Raw genomic sequence first — 18,788 nt, 5'->3', positions numbered from 1 at the left:
AAAAAAATGGTGCTAACTCGTTAACCTAGCGAGCATGCATCATTTTTATTTGTCTATCTGCAAGATAGTAATTTGTAAGTGGCTGATTGAGTTTTTTGCCAAGTTCTGTTATGAATTCAGAAGCTCGAGTTATATTGATGTATTTTTTATCATTTACTTTGACTAGCCTAAAATTTCTATAGAATTCACATATTTTTGATGTGCTGTATTTATTATCCAGAACTTTGAACTGTAATATTCTTGTAAGTAAAATCGTAACATAACATATTAAGAAATGTCCCTTGATACTGTTTTCTTTTTGAAGATATACAGGACGTGCATCAAGTTCACTTTTCATTACTCTAAATGACTCTTCGATTCTCCACAAGTTATGATAGGCATCATATATTTCAACATCCTTCATTTTTATTTCAGAAGTAACAAGCATATTATATCCTGCAAGGTCTCTGTCTTTTTTTATTGCTTCTTCATTTAATGTTACTATAGGATGATCACCATCGTTTGATGTAATAGTTATATATTTTCCAGATTCTCCATATTCACTTTTTTTAGCGGAATATGTTTTTAAATTTCTTGCTTTTTCAACCATCTTATCGATTTCCATAAGTTTTTTTCTTGCAAGTTTTGGATTGTAGGTACAGACTCTTTTTTCTCTTATTGTTTTTTTGACAATCTTACCATCATCATCTTTATAAGAATAGTCAAAATCTTCAATACATGACTTGTATCTGTATACTGTATTTCCATATTCATCCTTTACATCTTTATAATCATTATTAAGAAGTACCCATACCTTTTCTTTTTCAGAAAGCTGTTTTACAGATTTTGAAAATATATATCCATCACTGTTATTGACTGCCTGTATTATATTTCTTGCGCAGTTCAGCCCTTTATCGGCTATCTGAATAGTTCTTCCAGAGATATTGTTTTGATTTTTCATATCCTGAATGATGTTTCTCAATATTGGTTTTTCAGATTCGTTTCCAGGATACATCTTCTTGCCGATAGGAATTATATTGGCATCAAGGAGGAGCCCCATACCAACAATAGAATCATTTTTATTCTCTTTGGATGGACCGCGTCTTTGAAAGTCATTTTCCTTATCGATTTCAAAGAAGAAGTTGGTACAGTCAAAAAAAGAATGAGAAGTATCCGTACCATAGTTTTCTTTGGTGGCTACAGTAAATATTTCAACCAGCTTTTCATATTCGCTGCCAACGAATTCTACAGCGTCAAGAAGCTGATCATAGGAATAGTTCATTTCCTTAAATAAAGAAGGAAGAACATCATGAAAAGTCTTGTATTTAGAACAGGGCGCAACAGCTCTGGCAAATACAAGTGATGAAAAAATGTCAAAGACATTGAACTGAAAATTCCTGTTGGACTGTAAGAAGCCAAAGTGCTGTTCAACATCCAGGTTATTAAGGATATTGGCCAGAGGGAAATAGACAAGATATTTTTCAGGAGAAATATCGGAAATAAGTTTTTCAGTTTTCTTTTGGACTTCTTTTTCCATTTTCTTTTCAGCATTTGGATTGTCTAATACAATTATTTCCATTTTATCTTTTAATTATGGAATGAAAGATAGAAAAAGAATAGATGAATGTATTAAGTTTGGTATTGTTGATACAATCATTGTTTCTTTAATGATTACTTTATTATTTGAACTTCTTGCTCATCCATTATCACAATTATTTGGATTATCAGGAAGTACACAAGAAATGATTGATATTTGTAGTACAGCTTTACATATAGCAAGTCTGGGATTTGTTTTTATGGGTATTTCTGTCGCGATTCAAGGTGTCTTACAATCTATTGGTTATGCCATTAGACCTTTAATTATTGCTTTACTTCGCTTGGTTATTTTTGTATTTCCAATAGCCTACTTCTTTACTTTAACAGAAAATGTAGCAACACTTGTTTGGTGGACATTTCCAATTTCTGAATTGTTGACAGTTATTGTTTCATTTATTATCTTGAAAAAATCATATAATGAAAGAATAAGTTCTATTAAAAATGAAATTATAACAAATAATTTAGTAATTGCTATTTCAAGAGAACATGGCACAAATGGAAAAGAAATTGCGAGACAAGTCGCTAAAGAATTAAACATTGAATTTTATGATAAAGAAAGAATCAAAGAATTTGCTCTTAAACATGGATTTGTAAGTAATAAAGAAAGTGAAGATTATATTTATAGTCAATTCTTATCATTAGACATCAATAAAAATTCAATTATTCTTTTATCAAATGTTATTAAAGAAATTGCGAAGAAAGGAAATTGTGTTATTGTTGGAAGAGCTGCAGATTATATTTTAAAAGAAGATGAAAAATTAGTAAGAATCTTCTTATATGCTCCTTTAGAATATCGTCTAAATAAAGTAATGGAAATTTATCATGATAGTCATGAGGATGCTCTTCGATATATTCATAAATCGGATCATTCTAGAAAAAGTTATTATGAAGTTATTTCTAATAAAACATGGGGTGATAAATCAAACTATGATTTATGTTTAGATTGTAAATTAGGAAATGAAACAATCAAAGATATTATTTGTAACTATGTTAAATCTTTAAATAAATAAAGAAGTCTTTCAAAAAATGAAAAGACTTCTTTTCTTTTAAAGATATTCTATATAATGTCTTTTACGAGGGAGGGCTTATATGAGTAAATTAAGAGATCATTATTTATTTCATGCAGGTATTTCATGTTTTTTTTATTTAGGGTATGGTGCCTTTACAGTTGTTTTGTCAATGTATTGTCAAGATATAGGAATGTCAGCCTCACAAATTGCTTACATTGTATCCTTTGCACCACTTTTATCTATTGCAACACAACCATTTTTTGGATACTTGGCAGATAAGTGGCAATCACCAAGAAAAGTATCTATTTTATTATCATTTGCGAATATACTTTGTATGTTTATTTTTGCAATTAGTCGTAATTTTTGGATTTTACTTTTATCATCAGGTTTAGCAGTATCTTTTATGAATGCTGTTACTCCTTTAACAGATCGTATTGGTGTTTCTTCACCTTATCAATTTGGTAAGATTCGTTTATGGGGTTCTGTAGGTTATGCCATTATGGCACAAGTCAGTGGACTTTTATATCAATATATTTCACCATTTGCTAACTTCATGGCTGGTATTTTAGGAACATTAATTACCATTATTTGTATTTATATGGTTTCTGATCCAAAGCTTTCAGAAGTTCCCGAAAAAGAAGAAAATAAATTATCGACAGTTGTTGTTATGAAAGGGCTTGTTCATAATATACCATTTATGCTCTTTCTAGTGATTTCATTTTTCTTTTGGGGAGCATGCTCCACAAACTTTAACTATTTATCATTATTTATTAAATCTCAAGGTGGAACAGCTTCACAAGTAGGAACCTACCAACTTTTTGCGACATTATTTGAAATTCCGATGATTCTAGCAACAGACTATATCATTAAAAAGATACCTTATCGTTATATCATGATGTTTGCGATTATCATGTCAATGATCAATTTTGCATGGTATGCAACTTTACCTTCTGTTAATATGATTATTTATGTTTTTGTATTTAAAGGTTTTTCTACTGTACTCTTTACGATGATTACTGTAAGATTAGTAATGGTTTTAGTAAAAGAAGAATATGTCTCTACAGCCTATGGAATTCAAGCTATGCTTGGTAAAGGCGTAGGTGCAATGCTTTTCCAATTAATTGGAGGTAGAATTATTGATTCCATAGGAATGAATGGTTTCTATTTATTCTTATTTGCAGGAATTACGATTGCTTTTGTAGTGACACTTTTCTTTAGAATGCCTAGGAAAGTGAGAGTGTAGTATGTTAGAATTAAATGCTGTTATTTTTGATATGGATGGTTTGATGATTGATACAGAACCTGTAGGAAAGATGTTAGTGAAAACATCTCATGAAAAATTTGGTTATGAAATTACTGAAGAAATGTTTTATCATTTGATTGGTACAAATGAAAAGACATCAAAAGCTTATTATCATAGTGTTTTTGGTGAAGATTATCCTTATCAAAAGATTAAAGATTATCGAGATCAATTAAGAAAAGAATATTTTAATAGTCATCCTTTAGAAGTAAAAAAAGGTTTATATGATTTATTAGAAGATTTAAAAAAGAAAAATATTAAAATGGCAGTGGCTTCTTCAACACGTTATGAACGTGTTTTATCTAATTTAAAGAGTATTAAAGTTGATCATTATTTTAATGCCATTATTGGTGGTGACCAAATACAACATGGGAAGCCAGCCCCAGATATCTTTTTAAAAGCAGTTGAGTTGCTAGGGGTAAGTAAAGAAGATGCCCTTGTTTTAGAAGATAGTAAAAATGGAATTTTAGCAGCACATGCAGGAAATATTCCTGTTATTTGTATTCCTGATTTGATTCATCATTCTAAAGATATTCTTGATTTAACTGTAGGATGTTATGATTCTCTTGATCAATTAATAGATGTTATTGTTAAAAAAGATGACAAAGCATAATATAGAACCCGTTTATAATCAAGATTCTAGGATTCTTATTCTAGGATCTTTTCCATCTGTAAAATCAAGAGAAGCAAAGTTTTTTTATCATCATCCTCAAAATCGTTTTTGGAAAGTTTTAGCTGCTTTATTTCAAGAAGAAGTTCCACAAACAATTGAAGAGAAGAAAACTTTTTTACTTAGAAATCATCTTGCTTTATGGGATGTTATTGAAAGTTGTGACATTAAAGGATCAAGTGATTCAAGTATTACCAATGTTAAAGTCAATGATTTAGATTTAATTGTTAAAAATTGTCCTGTTGAAAAAATCATTACTAATGGCAAAGCTGCCAATCGTTATTATCATCAATATTTCGATTATAATTTACCCGTTATTCAATTACCTTCTACTTCACCAGCGAATGCCATGTATTCACTTGAAAAATTAATTGAGAAATGGAAGGTGATTTTATGGAAAGAGATTTAACACAAGGAAAGATAGAAAAGTCTATTTTATTATTTTCTATTCCGATGATTTTAGGGAATTTATTACAACAATTTTATAGTTGATACTTATATTGTAGGAAAATATATTGGTAGTAATGCATTAGCTGCTGTTGGATCAAGTTATGCATTAATGACATTTCTAACTTCTATTATTATTGGTTTATGTATGGGAAGCGGTATTTTCAATGTATTTTGGAGCTAAAAAATAGGAAAAGATGAAAATGTCATTGATTCTAACAATTGTTTCACTTGGAACAAGAGTTCTTCTAGCCTACTTATTAGCGCCTTCATTTGGTTTAGAAATGATTTGGTGGGCAATTGTTATTGGATGGATTTTAGCGGATACAATTGGTATTGTATATGGTATAAAAATAGAAAAATGGTTCAAGTAAAAAATACTGCTTTTGCAGTATTTTTTATTAGCTATTTTGACTAGACAAGTGTATAATAATCTTTACCGTATGTGTCTACTTAGCATTATTTGGCATGATACGTAAGCGCTTACTAAAGGAGTTCGCTATGAAATATTTACAAAGATTAGGTAAATCACTCATGTTACCTGTTTCAATCATGCCTATAGCAGCACTACTTAAAGGAATTGGGTATTGGATTGATCCTACTGGATGGGGTATACATAACCCAATTGCTGCTTTACTCATTGCTGCTGGTGGAGCAATTATAGATAACCTTCCCATTTTATTTGCGATAGCTGTTGCTATGGAAATGTCTAAAAAAAGAGATACAGCAATAGTGTTAAGTGCTCTTGCTTGTTATATGATGATGACAACAATTCTATCATCTAAATGCATCGCATTAATATTGCAAATTCCAGAATATGCTGTGGATTTAGCTTTTCATAATACGCAAAGTGCTTTTATTGGTATTTTGGTAGGTTTGATTGTGGCTATTTCTTTTCAAAAGTTTGATCAAAAAAGATTACCTCAGTTTTTAGCTTTTTTTGATGGAAAGAGATTTGCTTCCATTGTTTCTATAGGAATTACACTTTTGATATCTTTAATATTTATTGATATTTGGCCAATGTGTTATCACTTTTTTATTTGGTTTGGAAAAGAAATCGCTAATTTTGGACCTCTAAGTGCAGGAATCTATGGTGTTTTAAATCGTTTATTGATTCCTACTGGTTTACATCATGCTCTCAATTCTGTATTTTGGTTTGATGTTACTGGTATTAATGATATTGGAAAATTCTGGGGAACAATTTCCGGTGGTGTTAAAGGTGTAACAGGAATGTATCAAGCGGGATTTTTCCCAGTAATGATGTTTGGTCTTCCTGGAGCTGCTCTAGCTATGTATCGTTGTGCTAGAAAAGAGAATAAGAAAAAAGTAGGTGCTATCTTATTTTCGGCTTCTTTAGCATCGTTTTTTACAGGTGTGACTGAACCACTTGAGTTTGCTTTTATGTTTGTAGCACCAACACTTTATTTAATTCATGCTTTACTTACAGGGATGATGCTTTTTATTGCAGCAACTTTTAAATGGATGGCAGGGTTTGGTTTTTCTGCAGGACTTATAGATTATGTTTTAAGTTTTAAATCACCATTTGCTAATAATATTTTATTTTTAATTCCTTTAGGAATTATATGCGGATTGATTTATTACATTGTTTTTAGAGTATTGATTACACGTTATAATATTATGACACCTGGAAGAGAAGAAAATGAGGTAAAGAAAGTAGAGAAAGTCGAAAATAATTTTGATGAAATTGCTATTCAATTATTTGAAGCATTAGGTGGTAAAAAGAATATTATAAGTGTTGATCATTGTATTACGCGTTTACGTGTAGAAGTTAAAGATATCTCAATAATAGATAAACAGACTCTATCAAAGATGAATTTTTCTCATATTGTTGAAGCAAGTGAGCATGAAATACAAATCATTATAGGAACTGAAGTTCAATTTATTGCTGAAATATTAAATGAAATACTAATGTAGGAGAAATGAAATTGAAGATTATAAAAATATTTAATAATAATAGTATTGCTGCTTTATCTGATGAATTAGGGGATATTATTTTAACAGGATCAGGAACCGGCTTTCAAAAAAAGATAGGTGATTTAGTTGATGAATCACGGATTGAAAAAACATATATCTTTAAAGAAAAAGGTGAAAAACGTATACGTAGAGGGATCAATGATATTGAACCTATTTATTATGAAATTACTAGTTTATTAGTAAGCAAAGCAACAGAACAATTGAATACCCAATTTTATGGGGAAATCTTTCTAGCAATCAGTGATCATATTGCTTTTGCTATTAAACGAAAAAAAGAAAATATTGATTTGCCAAATGTAGTTTTATCTGAAACAAAAGCTCTCTATAAAAAAGAATATCAGTTGGGTTTATGGATTATAAAAATGATTAAAGAAAAAACAGATATTCAATTAGAAGAGGCAGAAGCAGGGTATATTGCATTACATTTAGTTAATTTTTCTACTAAAAACAACGCACAAAATACTTCTAAAATTGTTAATTTTGTAAAAGATGTTTTTGATATTATTGAAAAAACAATGTGCATTAAATTAGAATTAGATTCTATCGATTATGCAAGATTATCTACACATCTTAAGTTTTTAGCTGAAAGAGTTTTTCGACATGATATAGGAAATACAATAGATACAACAGAAAATATAAGAGATATGTTAAAAGAAAATATTCGGTTATCTCTTTGTGTTAATCGGATAAAAAAATTAATTCAAAAAAAATATCATTATACATTAACACCAGATGAACAAACATATTTATGTATACATATCAAAAAGAATTGTCACATTTAATGTAAGCGCTTGACAAAAAGTAATGCTATTTGTTATTGTATAGACAAGGATTGTTACTTTAAGTAGGCAAGACCAAATATATTGACGGCATTTTAGAAATGTTGTTTTTATGTTTGGTCTTTTCTTTTTAAAGAGAAGGGAGAAAAATATGAAATTGAAAAAGAAAAGTGTTGTAGCTGTATTAACATTATCGATGTCAATGGGTTCAGTATTATCGATGGTACCAGTTTTTGCAGAAACATCTCAACAAAATTTAGCGTTAAACAAAACAGCTTATGTTTCAGCTGAATATGGCACAATGCCTAGAAAAAATTTAACTGATGGTAATGAAAAAACACGTTGGTCAACAGAAAGTGGACCTACTCAATGGGCATATATTGATTTAGGACAAGAATATGAAATGAATAAGTTTCAAATGTTTTGGGAAAATGAATCGACTTATGCCTCAGCTTATAATATTTATGTTTCTAATGATCTTAATTCTTGGGGTGAACCAGTACTTTCAAGAACAGATAATAAAAATGTTGTCAGTGAAGAATTATTAGGTAGTAAAGTAAGTGGTCGATATGTTAAGTTAGAAGTTACAGAAATGAAAGGGTATCCTAATGTTTCATGTTATGAATTTAAAATTTTTAATACAGATGAAAAAGTACAAGATCCAAATACAAATGTTGCATTAAAGAAAACAGCAATCGCAAGTTCTCAGGAAGCAGAAAGTGTTAAAGCTGCAAATGCAGTAGATGGAAATACATCATCACGTAGTTCTCGTTGGGGAAGTAATATTGGAAACGGACCAGATTGGATCTATGTTGATTTAGGTGAAAGAATGAATGTTAATACTGTTAAGGTATTCTGGGAAACACGTAAAGCAACAGCTTATAAGATTCAAATTGCTGATACTGAGTCTGCACCACAAGAAAGTGATTGGCAAACAGTTAAAGAATTTAAGGAACGACCAAAATCTCTTAATGAGAAAATTGTTTTAGATCAAATTTATAAAGCAAGATATGTGCGTTTATATGTTGATTCACATACTTCAGAAGATCCAGATGGTGGTATCGCTTGGAATACGATTTCTATTTATGAATTAGAAGTTTATGGTGGAAATCCTGATGAAAAAATGTCAATGAGTGATGTTTTAAATGGAATTCAAGTAGAAACACCAAAAACTGGAGATAAAAAGTTAAAAGTCACTTTACCAGAAGTTGAAGGATATACAGTTGAATATAATGGAACAGATTTTGAACAAGTTGTTGATGAAAATTTAACAATTTATCAACCTATTAGTGATAAAAATGTTAAAGTATCATTCAAGATTACAGATAATGATACAAATGATTATAAATTCAAAGAAATTGCTGTTACAGTTCCAGGTAGTCAAAAAAATGATGAAACAGCGAATAAAGCACCAAATGTTTTACCAGAATTAGCTGAATGGAATGGTGGACATGGAAACTATACAGTTTCTAAAGGGGCAAGAATTGTTTATAAAGATAGTTCACTTCAAAAAACTGCAGAAGCACTTGCTAATGATTATGAAGATATTACTGGAAAAAGTATTGCTGTTGTAAAAGGTGAAAGCAAAACAGGAGATATTACTTTAGCTCTTACAAAAGATAAATCATTAGGGTTACAAGATGAAGGATATTTAATGGATATTGATGATTCAATCAATATTAAAGCTGAAACAACAACAGGGGCTTATTGGGCAACCAGAACGATTTTACAAAGTATTAAACAATCAGGAAATGTTCCTTGTGGGACAACAAGAGATTATCCACTTTATAAAGTAAGAAGTTTTATTTTAGATGTTGGACGTAAAACATTTACAATGGATTATTTAAAACAAATCGTTAAACAAATGTCATGGTATAAAATGAACGATTTCCAAGTTCACTTAAATGATAATTTAATTTCAATTGAAAGTTTAGCTGATCCAATGACAGGTTATTCAGCATTTAGATTAGAATCAGATGTTAAAAAAGGTGGAAACAATGGTTTAAATCAACAAGATTTAACAAGTACAGATTTATTCTATACAAAAAAAGAATTTAAAGATTTTATTAAGGATTCAAGAGATTATGGTGTAAGTATTGTTCCTGAAATTGATACACCAGCACATTCATTAGCACTTACTAAAGTAAGACCTGATTTAAGACATGGAACAAATGGACGAGAAAATGATCATCTAGCTTTAAGAGATAAATATGATGAATCATTAGGATTTGTACAAAGTATATTTGATGAATATATGAAAACAAGTGATCCTGTTTTCGATGAACAAACTACAGTCCATGTTGGTGCAGATGAATATAATGCAGATAAAGAAGCTTATCGTCGATTCTCAGATGATATGTTGAAATATGTACAAGATTCAGGAAGAACAGCACGTATTTGGGGAAGTTTAACTCAATGTTCAGGAAAAACTCCGGTTAGAAGTAAAGATGTTCAAATGAATTTATGGAACTTTGGTTATGCGAATATGGATCAAATGTATGAACAAGGTTATGATTTAATTAACTGTAATGATGGTCATTATTATATTGTTCCTAATGCTGGATATTACTATGATTATTTAAATAACAATATTTTATATAATCAAGCAATCAACTCGATTAGTGGTGTCACAATTCCTGCAGGTGATGAACAAATGCTAGGTGGCGCTATTGCTGTATGGAACGATATGACAGACTATTTAGAAAATGGTATTAGTGAATATGATGTTTATGATCGTTTACAAAATGCAATTCCATTATTTGGTGCTAAATTATGGGGTAAAGGAGATAAAACATTAGATCAAGCTAATAGTTTAAGAACAACATTAGGAGATGCACCAGGTACAAATTTTGGTTATGAAGCAGCTAAAGATGAAAATGGTGTAATTGCACATTACAATTTAGATGAATTAAATCAATTAAATAATCACGAAAATGTTGAACTTGCTTCATTAGATAGTCATGATGCATTACGTTTGTTAGGAAATAAAAGTTATGCTACTACATCATTTAGTACTGTTGGTTTAAATAATGATTTACGTGTAAAAGTTAAACGTGAATCTTCAAGTGAAGAGGAACAAATTTTATTTGAAAGTAGCTATGGATCAATTAAAGCTGTTCAAAAAGAAACAGGAAAAGTTGGATTAAGTAGAGAAAATCATGATTATTCATTTAATTATGAATTACCAGTTAACCAATGGGTTGAATTAGAATTCAAAAATAGAAAAGAAGTTATTGATTTATATGTAAATGGTCAATTAGTAGATACTCTTGGTGATGATGAACAAGTAAGTGGTAGACCATTAAAAGCAACAATGATGATACCGTTTGAAAGAATTGGAAGTAAGAAACATGCTTTTAAAGGATATGTTGATGATATTCGTTTAGGTACACAAAAAACATATGCTTCAACAATGGAATTGGATTATTTAGTAACAAGTGCAAGTTATATAGCAGATGAATCACAAAATAAACAATTACAAGAAAAAATAAAAGAAGCAAAAGTAATTTTAAAAGAATATGATCCAAATGAACAAACAATTTTAACACTTACAAATGAAATTAAAGAATTAGTAAATGGAATTGATTACAAAAAAGCAAATTATACAAGAGTAGATCACTATTTAAATTCAATTCCAAAAGATTTATCTATTTATACAGAAGATTCTGTTAAAAACTTACAATTTGTTATTGATATGATTCAAAGAGAATTACCTAAATCAATGCAAGATACAGTCGATCAATATGAAGTAGAACTTACAAAAGCACTTACTAAACTACAATTAAAATCACAAGTTAATGTAAATTACATTGATAACAGCAAACTTACAGCAACTGCTTCATCTTATCAACATGATGGATCAGATCCTAAAAATGTATTAGATGATAATCCATCAACAATGTGGCATACAGATTGGAATTTATCAACACCTCATTGGATTGCTTTTGAAAATAAAGAAGAAATGAGTGTCAATGGTTTAACATATGTTCCTCGTCAAACTGGTAAAAATGGAAATGTTACAAAATATCGTATTGAAACAAGTGATGATGGTATTAATTGGAAAACAGTTAAAGAAGGTAATTTATCAAGTGATTCATCTACAAAAGTCATTGAATTTGATACAGTAAAAACAAAACATCTTCGTTTATACTACGTAGAAGCTGTTAATAATAACGGAAGTGCTGCAGAAATTAAATTACATCGTGCAGATATACCGGCAGATGTTGATGGTTTAAAAGATGTTATCAATAAAGCTAAAGCTATGGAAGATATTGGATATTTATCTACTTCATGGAATCATTTACAGGATACAATTAAAGCTGCTGAAGGTTTAGTCAATGCAGAAAATCCTGACGCTAATGAAATTGAAATTATGAAACGTCAATTAACAGATGCAATGGTAAAACTTGTATTATCTGTTGATAATGAACAATTAAAATCATTCGTTGATGATTTATCAAATCTTGAACAAAAAGATTATACAAAGGATTCATGGAAACAATTCCAAACTGTTCTTAAAGAAGCACAGGATGTTATAAGTAATCATGATGCAACAAAAGATGAAATCAATGATATGTATCAAAAATTATTAGATGCTTATAATGGACTTGTTACACTTAATGATAAATCTGGATTAACTGATTTGATTAGTAAAGCTGATCAACTTCAAGAAAAAGATTATACAAAAGATTCATGGAAACAACTGGTAGAAGCATTAACTCAAGCAAAAGAAGTATCTGCTAAAGAAGATGCTACAAAAGAAGAAATCAACGAAGCTATTTTTAATCTAGAAAAAACTATGAATGCTCTTAAAAAAGTAGATTCATCTACTAAAGATGATAATACTTCAAAAGGAAATACTTCATCTAAAGATAATCAAGTAATTACTTCTACTACTAAAAATGATAAAAAACAATCTTCAACTGCTAAAACAGGTGATGAAACAAATATTATTTTATTTGTATTAATGGCTTTCATGTCATGGTTAGGTATTAAAAAAGTAAAAAAAGAAGAATTATAAAAATAGATGCCACTATTAAGTAGTGGTATTTATTTTGTCTAGACAAATTTATTGTAAGCCCTTGCACAGACAAAGAGTGTATGTTACAATACAGGATGTAAATACGGATTGTTACTTTAAGTAGGCAAGACCAAATAACTTACATTTTTTTAGTGTATCTTGTTTGGTCTTTATTTTTTGGTTTGTATTTGCAAATTAAGATTACATTATTCATTTAAGGGAGCAGTAATGTAAATAAGAAAGGAAGAAGAATATGAAAGAAAAGGTAAAGAGAATTGTTTCTCTAGCACTTGCATTTTTAATGTCAATTGGATGTATTCACTCTTATCCAATCGTCAGTGCTTTGGAAAATGATTATGAAGTCTATCCAAATCCTCATATGATGGATTATCAAGATGGTTCATTTGATATGACATCTACTGTCAATGTTGTCTATGAAGATGGTATTGATGAATATACAAAGGATAGAATGAATGAAGTATTAGCTATTAAAAATATAAAAGCAAGTACTTCTGAAGAAGTAAAAGAAGGCCAAACAAACATTTTAGTAGGTATTAAAGATTCAAATCAATATGTTGATCAATATGTTGGTGAACATTATTCAGTAAAAACAACCCAATTATTTGATCAATTAGATTCATACTTATTAAAGGTTGATAATGGAACAATTACAGTATTAGGTAAAGATACAGATGCGGCTTTTTATGGTCTTACAAGTTTGTATCATATCTTTAAACAATTAGACGGAACAAATATCCGTAATTTTACAATAGAAGATTATGCTAATGTTGCTAGTCGTGGATTTATTGAAGGTTATTATGGAAATCCATGGTCAACTGAGGATCGTAAGAAATTAATGGAATGGGGAGGATACTACAAGTTGAATTCTTATTTCTATGCTCCTAAAGATGATCCTAAACATAACTCTAAATGGCGTGAACTTTATACAGATGAAGAAATTGAAACAAAAATCAAACCTCTTGCTGAAGCAGGAAATAAATCAAAATGTCGTTTTGTATTTGCATTACATCCATATATGTATAATGCCATCAGGTATAATAGTGAAGAAAACTATCAAGCAGACTTAAAAGTATTACAAGCTAAATTTGAACAAGTTATTAAAGCAGGTGTTCGTCAAATTGCTATTTTAGCAGATGATGCTGGAAATGTTGGTGGTGCTAACTATACAAAAACATTAACTGATATGACAGCATGGTTAAAAGAAATGCAAAAAACATATCCTGATTTAAAATTAACATTACCATTCTGTACACAAGAATATATGTCTAATGGACAAAGTTATTATCGTAATTTCCCAGCAAATATTCAAATCGTTATGACTGGTGGTAGAGTATGGGGAGAAGTTACAAATAACTTCACAACAACTTTTACAAATAATGCAGGGCGTGGCCCTTATATGTGGATCAACTGGCCATGTACAGATAACTCTAAAAAACACTTAATTATGGGTGGCTATACAACATTTTTACACCCTGGTGTAGATCCAAATAAGATTCAAGGAATCGTTTTAAATCCAATGCAACAATCTGAGCCAAGTAAAGTTGCAATTTTTGGGAATGCATGTTACTCATGGAATATTTGGCAAAGTGAAGAAGAAGCTCAAAAATGCTGGACTGCTTCATTTAAATATGTCGATCATAATAGTGCTATTGAAACTCAAGCATCAGCTGCTTTAAGAGAACTTTCAAAACATATGATCAATCAAAATATGGATGGTCGTGTAACAGCATTACAAGAATCAGTAGATTTAAAAGATCGTTTAACAAGCTTCAAAGAAGCTCTTACAAATGGAACAACAATCAGTGATGAACAATTTGAAGATTTGATCAATGAATTTACAATCTTAAAAAATGCGAGTGCTACATATAGAGCACAAGCAGGTGATACAAGAATAAAAGATCAAATTGTATATTGGTTAAACTGTTGGGATGATACAGCAGATGCAGCAATAAATTATCTTAAAGCTGTTAAAGCTGTACAAGATGAAGAAGCTAATGATAAGATTTGGGATCTATATTCTACTGGACAAGCTGCTTTTGAAAAATCAAAAACATATGGATTCAATTATGTTGATCATTTAGAATATGCAGAAGTAGGAGTACAACATATCGTACCATTTATTAAAGCAATGGATTCTTATTTAGGAGATATTGCTTCTACAATTGTAAATCCAAATAAACAAGTTACTAAATTTATTACAAATCGTAGTGATAGTCCAACAGGTAATATTGATAATGTATTCGATAATAAAGCCAATACAGAAATCGTTTATAAAACACCAAATACAATTAGTAAAGGAACTTATGTAGGCGTTAGTTATTCAAAAGCAATTGATATTGATAGAGTGACTTTTAGATTAGGAACAAATTCAAATTCAAAAGATACTTTTTCTAAAGCTAAAGTGCAATATACAACAGATGGTAAAAAATGGGTTGATTTAGATAATCAAGAATATACTTTACCAAATGATGTAGCTTTAACTGACTTAAATTTAAAAGGGGTTAAAGGTATTCGCATGATTGCTACTGAAGATAAAGCGAATACTTGGTTAGGTATTAGAGATATTGCTGTTAATGCAGATGAAGTAGTAACTGAAGAAGATCCAGGTACATTATCTGTTGATAAATTGACACTTAAAGGTGGTTCTTTAAATAATTTATTAGATGACAGTAATGCTACTTATGCTCATTTTGCTGAAAGTCCTTATAAAGGTGGAGAAATTAAAGATTATTTACCAGTTGATGCAAGTATTACATTAACTTTCAAAAAAGCAAAAACATTAGGTACAATTTATTTTGGACAAGATGCAGGAACAGATAAATCAACAAAATATGTCATTGAATATACAACGGATGGTCAAACATGGAAAGTATTAAAAGAATATAATGGTGATGCTTCTGTTGAATTAGATGTATCAAGTCAAAATATTAAAGCAAAAGCAGTTCGTATTAGAAACTTAGAATTAAATTTAAAAAGTAATACAGCAGGATATTGGTGGAAAGTCAATACATTTAAAATGGCTGATCCAGGACAAATCAATGCAACATTTATGTATACAGATACATGGGGAATTTATCGAGGAACAGTAGCTAATTTAACAGATGGTGATAGTTCAACAGCATTAGATTTTAGTACCTCAGGTGATAGAACAAGAAAAGGTGATTATATTGGTTGGGATTTAGGTAAAGAAACAGCTATTGGTAAAATTCATGCAGTTATCGGTGGAGACCGCAGTGCAGGAGATAAATGGGAAAAATATAGTTTACAATACTCTAATGACAACCAAGACTGGACTACTTATAAAACATATCAAGGTTTAGCTAGTGGAAAAGATACAATTGATGAAAATTTCTATGGTTTAAAAGCACGTTATGTTCGTTTAGTGAATGAAGAAGAGAGAGCTGTATGGGTTATTTTCTCTGAATTTACAGTAAATGCATATAATCCAGATGAGGATTTCAATAATGCTAATGTTTATACAAATACAGATTATAGATTAGCTTCACAAAGTGAAGAAGCACTTACAGAATTGATCTATAATCAAGAAATTACTTTAGAAAAAGGTCAATACGTTGGTGTTGATTTATCAAGAATCAAAGATTTAAGTACATTCAATATTGATTATGAAAATGGTCAAGGAGCAACTTTACAAGTTTCAAAAAATGGTGTTGAATGGACAACTGTAACAGGTCAAGAAAAAGAACTTCCAGATGGAAGATATGTAAGATTAATTAATAAAACAGACAAAGCTATTAAATTGACAATTAATCATTTTGAAGTACATTCAAATGAAATTACAGCACCATATTTATATAAAGCAACTATGAATATTAATCCTTCATGGGGTGTTGGTGAAGATACTAGAAATAATGGTGCTGCTTTTGATGGTAATATCGATTCAACAACAGAATTTGGTGATTTTCCACAAAAAGGACAATATATTATTTATGATTTAGGACAAGAAAGAACAATTTCTAAAATTCAAATGTATTGCCAAGATAGTGCAGTTAACTATATTAGAGATGCTGATATTTTAGTATCAGATGATTTAGAAAACTGGACAAAAGTTGTAACTATTGGAGATGGTAATGAAAATACAAATGATGCTGGGGTTAAATGTATTGATTCAGATGCAGGTTATAAAGCATCAAGCACATATCCAAATAAAGTCTATGTAGAAGGAACTGCTAATAATATTAAAGCACGTTACTTAAAGATCTTAATGACAGCAACAAATAATAATAGAGCTGTTGTTTTCAATGAAATCGTTATAAATGATGGAGAATATGTACCAGTTTCAAATGATCCAACATATACTTCTTCAACTGTAGAAGCAAATGGATTTATTCCTCAATATATGTTTGATGGAGATTTATCTACAGCTTATAGACCAGGTTCTAAAGAAGCTGGAAGCATTACTTATACATTATCAAGTGATTTAGATGTTAAGAAAATGCATATTATTCAAAAAGGTGAAATTTCAAATGCAAGAGTATCTGTTCTTGTAGATGGTGAAAATGGAAAGAAATGGGTTCAAGTTGGAACTCTTAAAAAATCATTAAATGAATTCTATATGCCTGAAGGAAACGTTTATGAATTAAAGATTGAATGGGATGAAAATAAAATTCCAACAATTTCAGAAGTTATTATGTTAAATGATGATGAATATGCTTCAACAGCAGCTAATGATTTACAAAAATATATTAATTCTTTAGATGTTAAAGAAAATAAATATACAGCAGATTCTTATAAAGAATTTGAAAAGGCATTAAAACAAGCTCAAAAAGTTTTAGATAAACAAGCGGGTGAATTAGATGCTATTACAAATGCAAAAGCTGAATTAGAAGTTGCTTATGCAAATCTTGTTAAACGTGGAGATATTCAAAGTGTTAAAGATGAACTTGATACAATTAACAAGTTAAAAGAAAAAGATTATACAAGTGAAACATGGGCTATTTTACAAGATCAAGTGAAACTTGCTCAAGAATTCATTAAAAAGGATGAAGCAACAATTACTGAAAAAGAAGTTATTGATATGGTAGATGCTTTACAAAAAGCAAAAGCTCAATTAGTAACAAAAGTATCAGTAAGTAAAAAAGAGTTAAAAGATTATATTGCATCAAATGAATTAGATAAGTTAGATACAAATAAATATTTAACATCTACTGCTGATTCATTTAAAGAAGCATTAAAGAATGCACAAACATTAATTGAAAAAGAAGATGCAACAAAAGAACAATTAGATGAAGCTTTAAAACAATTACAAGATGCAAGAACACAATTAGTTTTAAAAGCAACAGATGATGAAGTAAATGCATTAAAAGCATTAATGGATCAATATCAAGAAAAAGATTATACAGCATCATCATGGAAGAAATTTGAAAAAGTTTACAATGATGTTAAAGCTGCTTTAGAAAATGAAAACACAAGTGATGATGTTCAAGCATTAACTAATACTTTAAAAGAAGCTGCTCAAAAACTTGTTAAACGTGGTAATTTAGATGGTATCCATGGTTTATTAGATCAAATTAAACAATTAGATAGTAAAAAATATACAGAAGCATCTTATTCTAAACTAATAGATGTTGTTACTGAAATTTCTAAGAAGTTAGAAAATTCATCAGAAATGACACAAGAAGAAGTCGATGCCCTTGTAAGTGAATTACAAAACGCTATTAATGCATTAGAAAAAGCACCAACAGTCACTACAGATACAAATGAACCTGCTCATAAACCTCAAGTTGTAACAAATAACAAAGTGAAAACAGGTGATTCAACATCTGTATGGACATTTGCAACATTTGCATTAATGGCAGCAATCGTTTATGTATCTTTAAGAAAAAGAACAAAAGAAGACTAAAATAAAAGGTTTCTATTTTCAAGATTAAGAAAATAGAACCTTTTCATTTTAAAATCAAAAAAAGATAGCGTTTTCATAAGCGGAGACGCTTTTTTTATGTTATATTTAAAG

Annotated in this window: 10 protein-coding genes and 1 pseudogene; 10 read left to right on the top strand and 1 reads right to left on the bottom strand. The window is 29.6% G+C overall.

Annotation, left to right across the window (positions count from 1 at the left end; translation table 11 throughout):
- Positions 1-25: 25 nt before the first annotated feature.
- Positions 26-1,531: pseudogene (locus tag C7U54_RS05265) on the bottom strand (IS1634 family transposase); the annotation flags it as partial.
- A 4-nt stretch (positions 1,532-1,535) separates the two neighbouring features.
- Between C7U54_RS05265 and C7U54_RS05260 the strand changes: the two are divergent.
- From C7U54_RS05260 to C7U54_RS05220, 10 genes are all read left to right on the top strand, one after another.
- Positions 1,536-2,585: a cytidylate kinase family protein gene (locus tag C7U54_RS05260; protein ID WP_107029542.1), complete on the top strand. Its 1,050-nt coding sequence runs from the start codon at positions 1,536-1,538 to the stop codon at positions 2,583-2,585.
- Between the two features lie 79 nt (positions 2,586-2,664).
- Complete coding sequence (locus tag C7U54_RS05255; protein WP_107029541.1) at positions 2,665-3,828, top strand: MFS transporter; 1,164 nt, start codon at positions 2,665-2,667, stop codon at positions 3,826-3,828.
- A 1-nt stretch (position 3,829) separates the two neighbouring features.
- Complete coding sequence (locus C7U54_RS05250; protein WP_107029540.1) at positions 3,830-4,498, top strand: HAD family hydrolase; 669 nt, start codon at positions 3,830-3,832, stop codon at positions 4,496-4,498.
- On the top strand, positions 4,485-4,964 hold the full coding sequence (locus C7U54_RS05245) for a DNA-deoxyinosine glycosylase (RefSeq protein ID WP_022001876.1): 480 nt from the start codon (positions 4,485-4,487) through the stop codon (positions 4,962-4,964). Before C7U54_RS05250 ends, C7U54_RS05245 begins: the two co-directional genes overlap by 14 nt.
- Before the next feature lie 57 nt (positions 4,965-5,021).
- Positions 5,022-5,186 carry an MATE family efflux transporter gene (locus C7U54_RS15110; protein WP_318025948.1) on the top strand — a complete coding sequence of 55 codons (165 nt, stop codon included), beginning with the start codon at positions 5,022-5,024 and terminating at the stop codon, positions 5,184-5,186.
- 19 nt (positions 5,187-5,205) lie between these two features.
- Positions 5,206-5,376 (top strand): mATE efflux family protein, encoded by a 171-nt coding sequence (locus C7U54_RS14560; protein ID WP_022001874.1) that lies wholly within the window; start codon positions 5,206-5,208, stop codon positions 5,374-5,376.
- Positions 5,377-5,503: 127 nt separating this feature from the next.
- A complete protein-coding gene (gene nagE / locus C7U54_RS05235) occupies positions 5,504-6,937 on the top strand; it encodes an N-acetylglucosamine-specific PTS transporter subunit IIBC (protein WP_022001873.1) in 1,434 nt (477 codons plus the stop codon).
- A gap of 5 nt (positions 6,938-6,942) precedes the next feature.
- Positions 6,943-7,779 (top strand): PRD domain-containing protein, encoded by an 837-nt coding sequence (locus tag C7U54_RS05230; protein ID WP_241522568.1) that lies wholly within the window; start codon positions 6,943-6,945, stop codon positions 7,777-7,779.
- Between the two features lie 148 nt (positions 7,780-7,927).
- On the top strand, positions 7,928-12,796 hold the full coding sequence (locus tag C7U54_RS05225; RefSeq protein ID WP_162297491.1) for a discoidin domain-containing protein: 4,869 nt from the start codon (positions 7,928-7,930) through the stop codon (positions 12,794-12,796).
- A 253-nt stretch (positions 12,797-13,049) separates the two neighbouring features.
- Positions 13,050-18,677: a beta-N-acetylglucosaminidase domain-containing protein gene (locus C7U54_RS05220; RefSeq protein WP_107029537.1), complete on the top strand. Its 5,628-nt coding sequence runs from the start codon at positions 13,050-13,052 to the stop codon at positions 18,675-18,677.
- Positions 18,678-18,788: the final 111 nt, after the last annotated feature.

The organism is Faecalibacillus intestinalis (genome assembly GCF_003024685.1).
Lineage (GTDB): Bacteria > Bacillota_I > Bacilli_A > Erysipelotrichales > Coprobacillaceae > Faecalibacillus > Faecalibacillus intestinalis.
The sequence above is the reverse complement of the archived record's forward strand: the minus strand, read 5'-3'. Positions and strand labels throughout refer to the sequence as shown.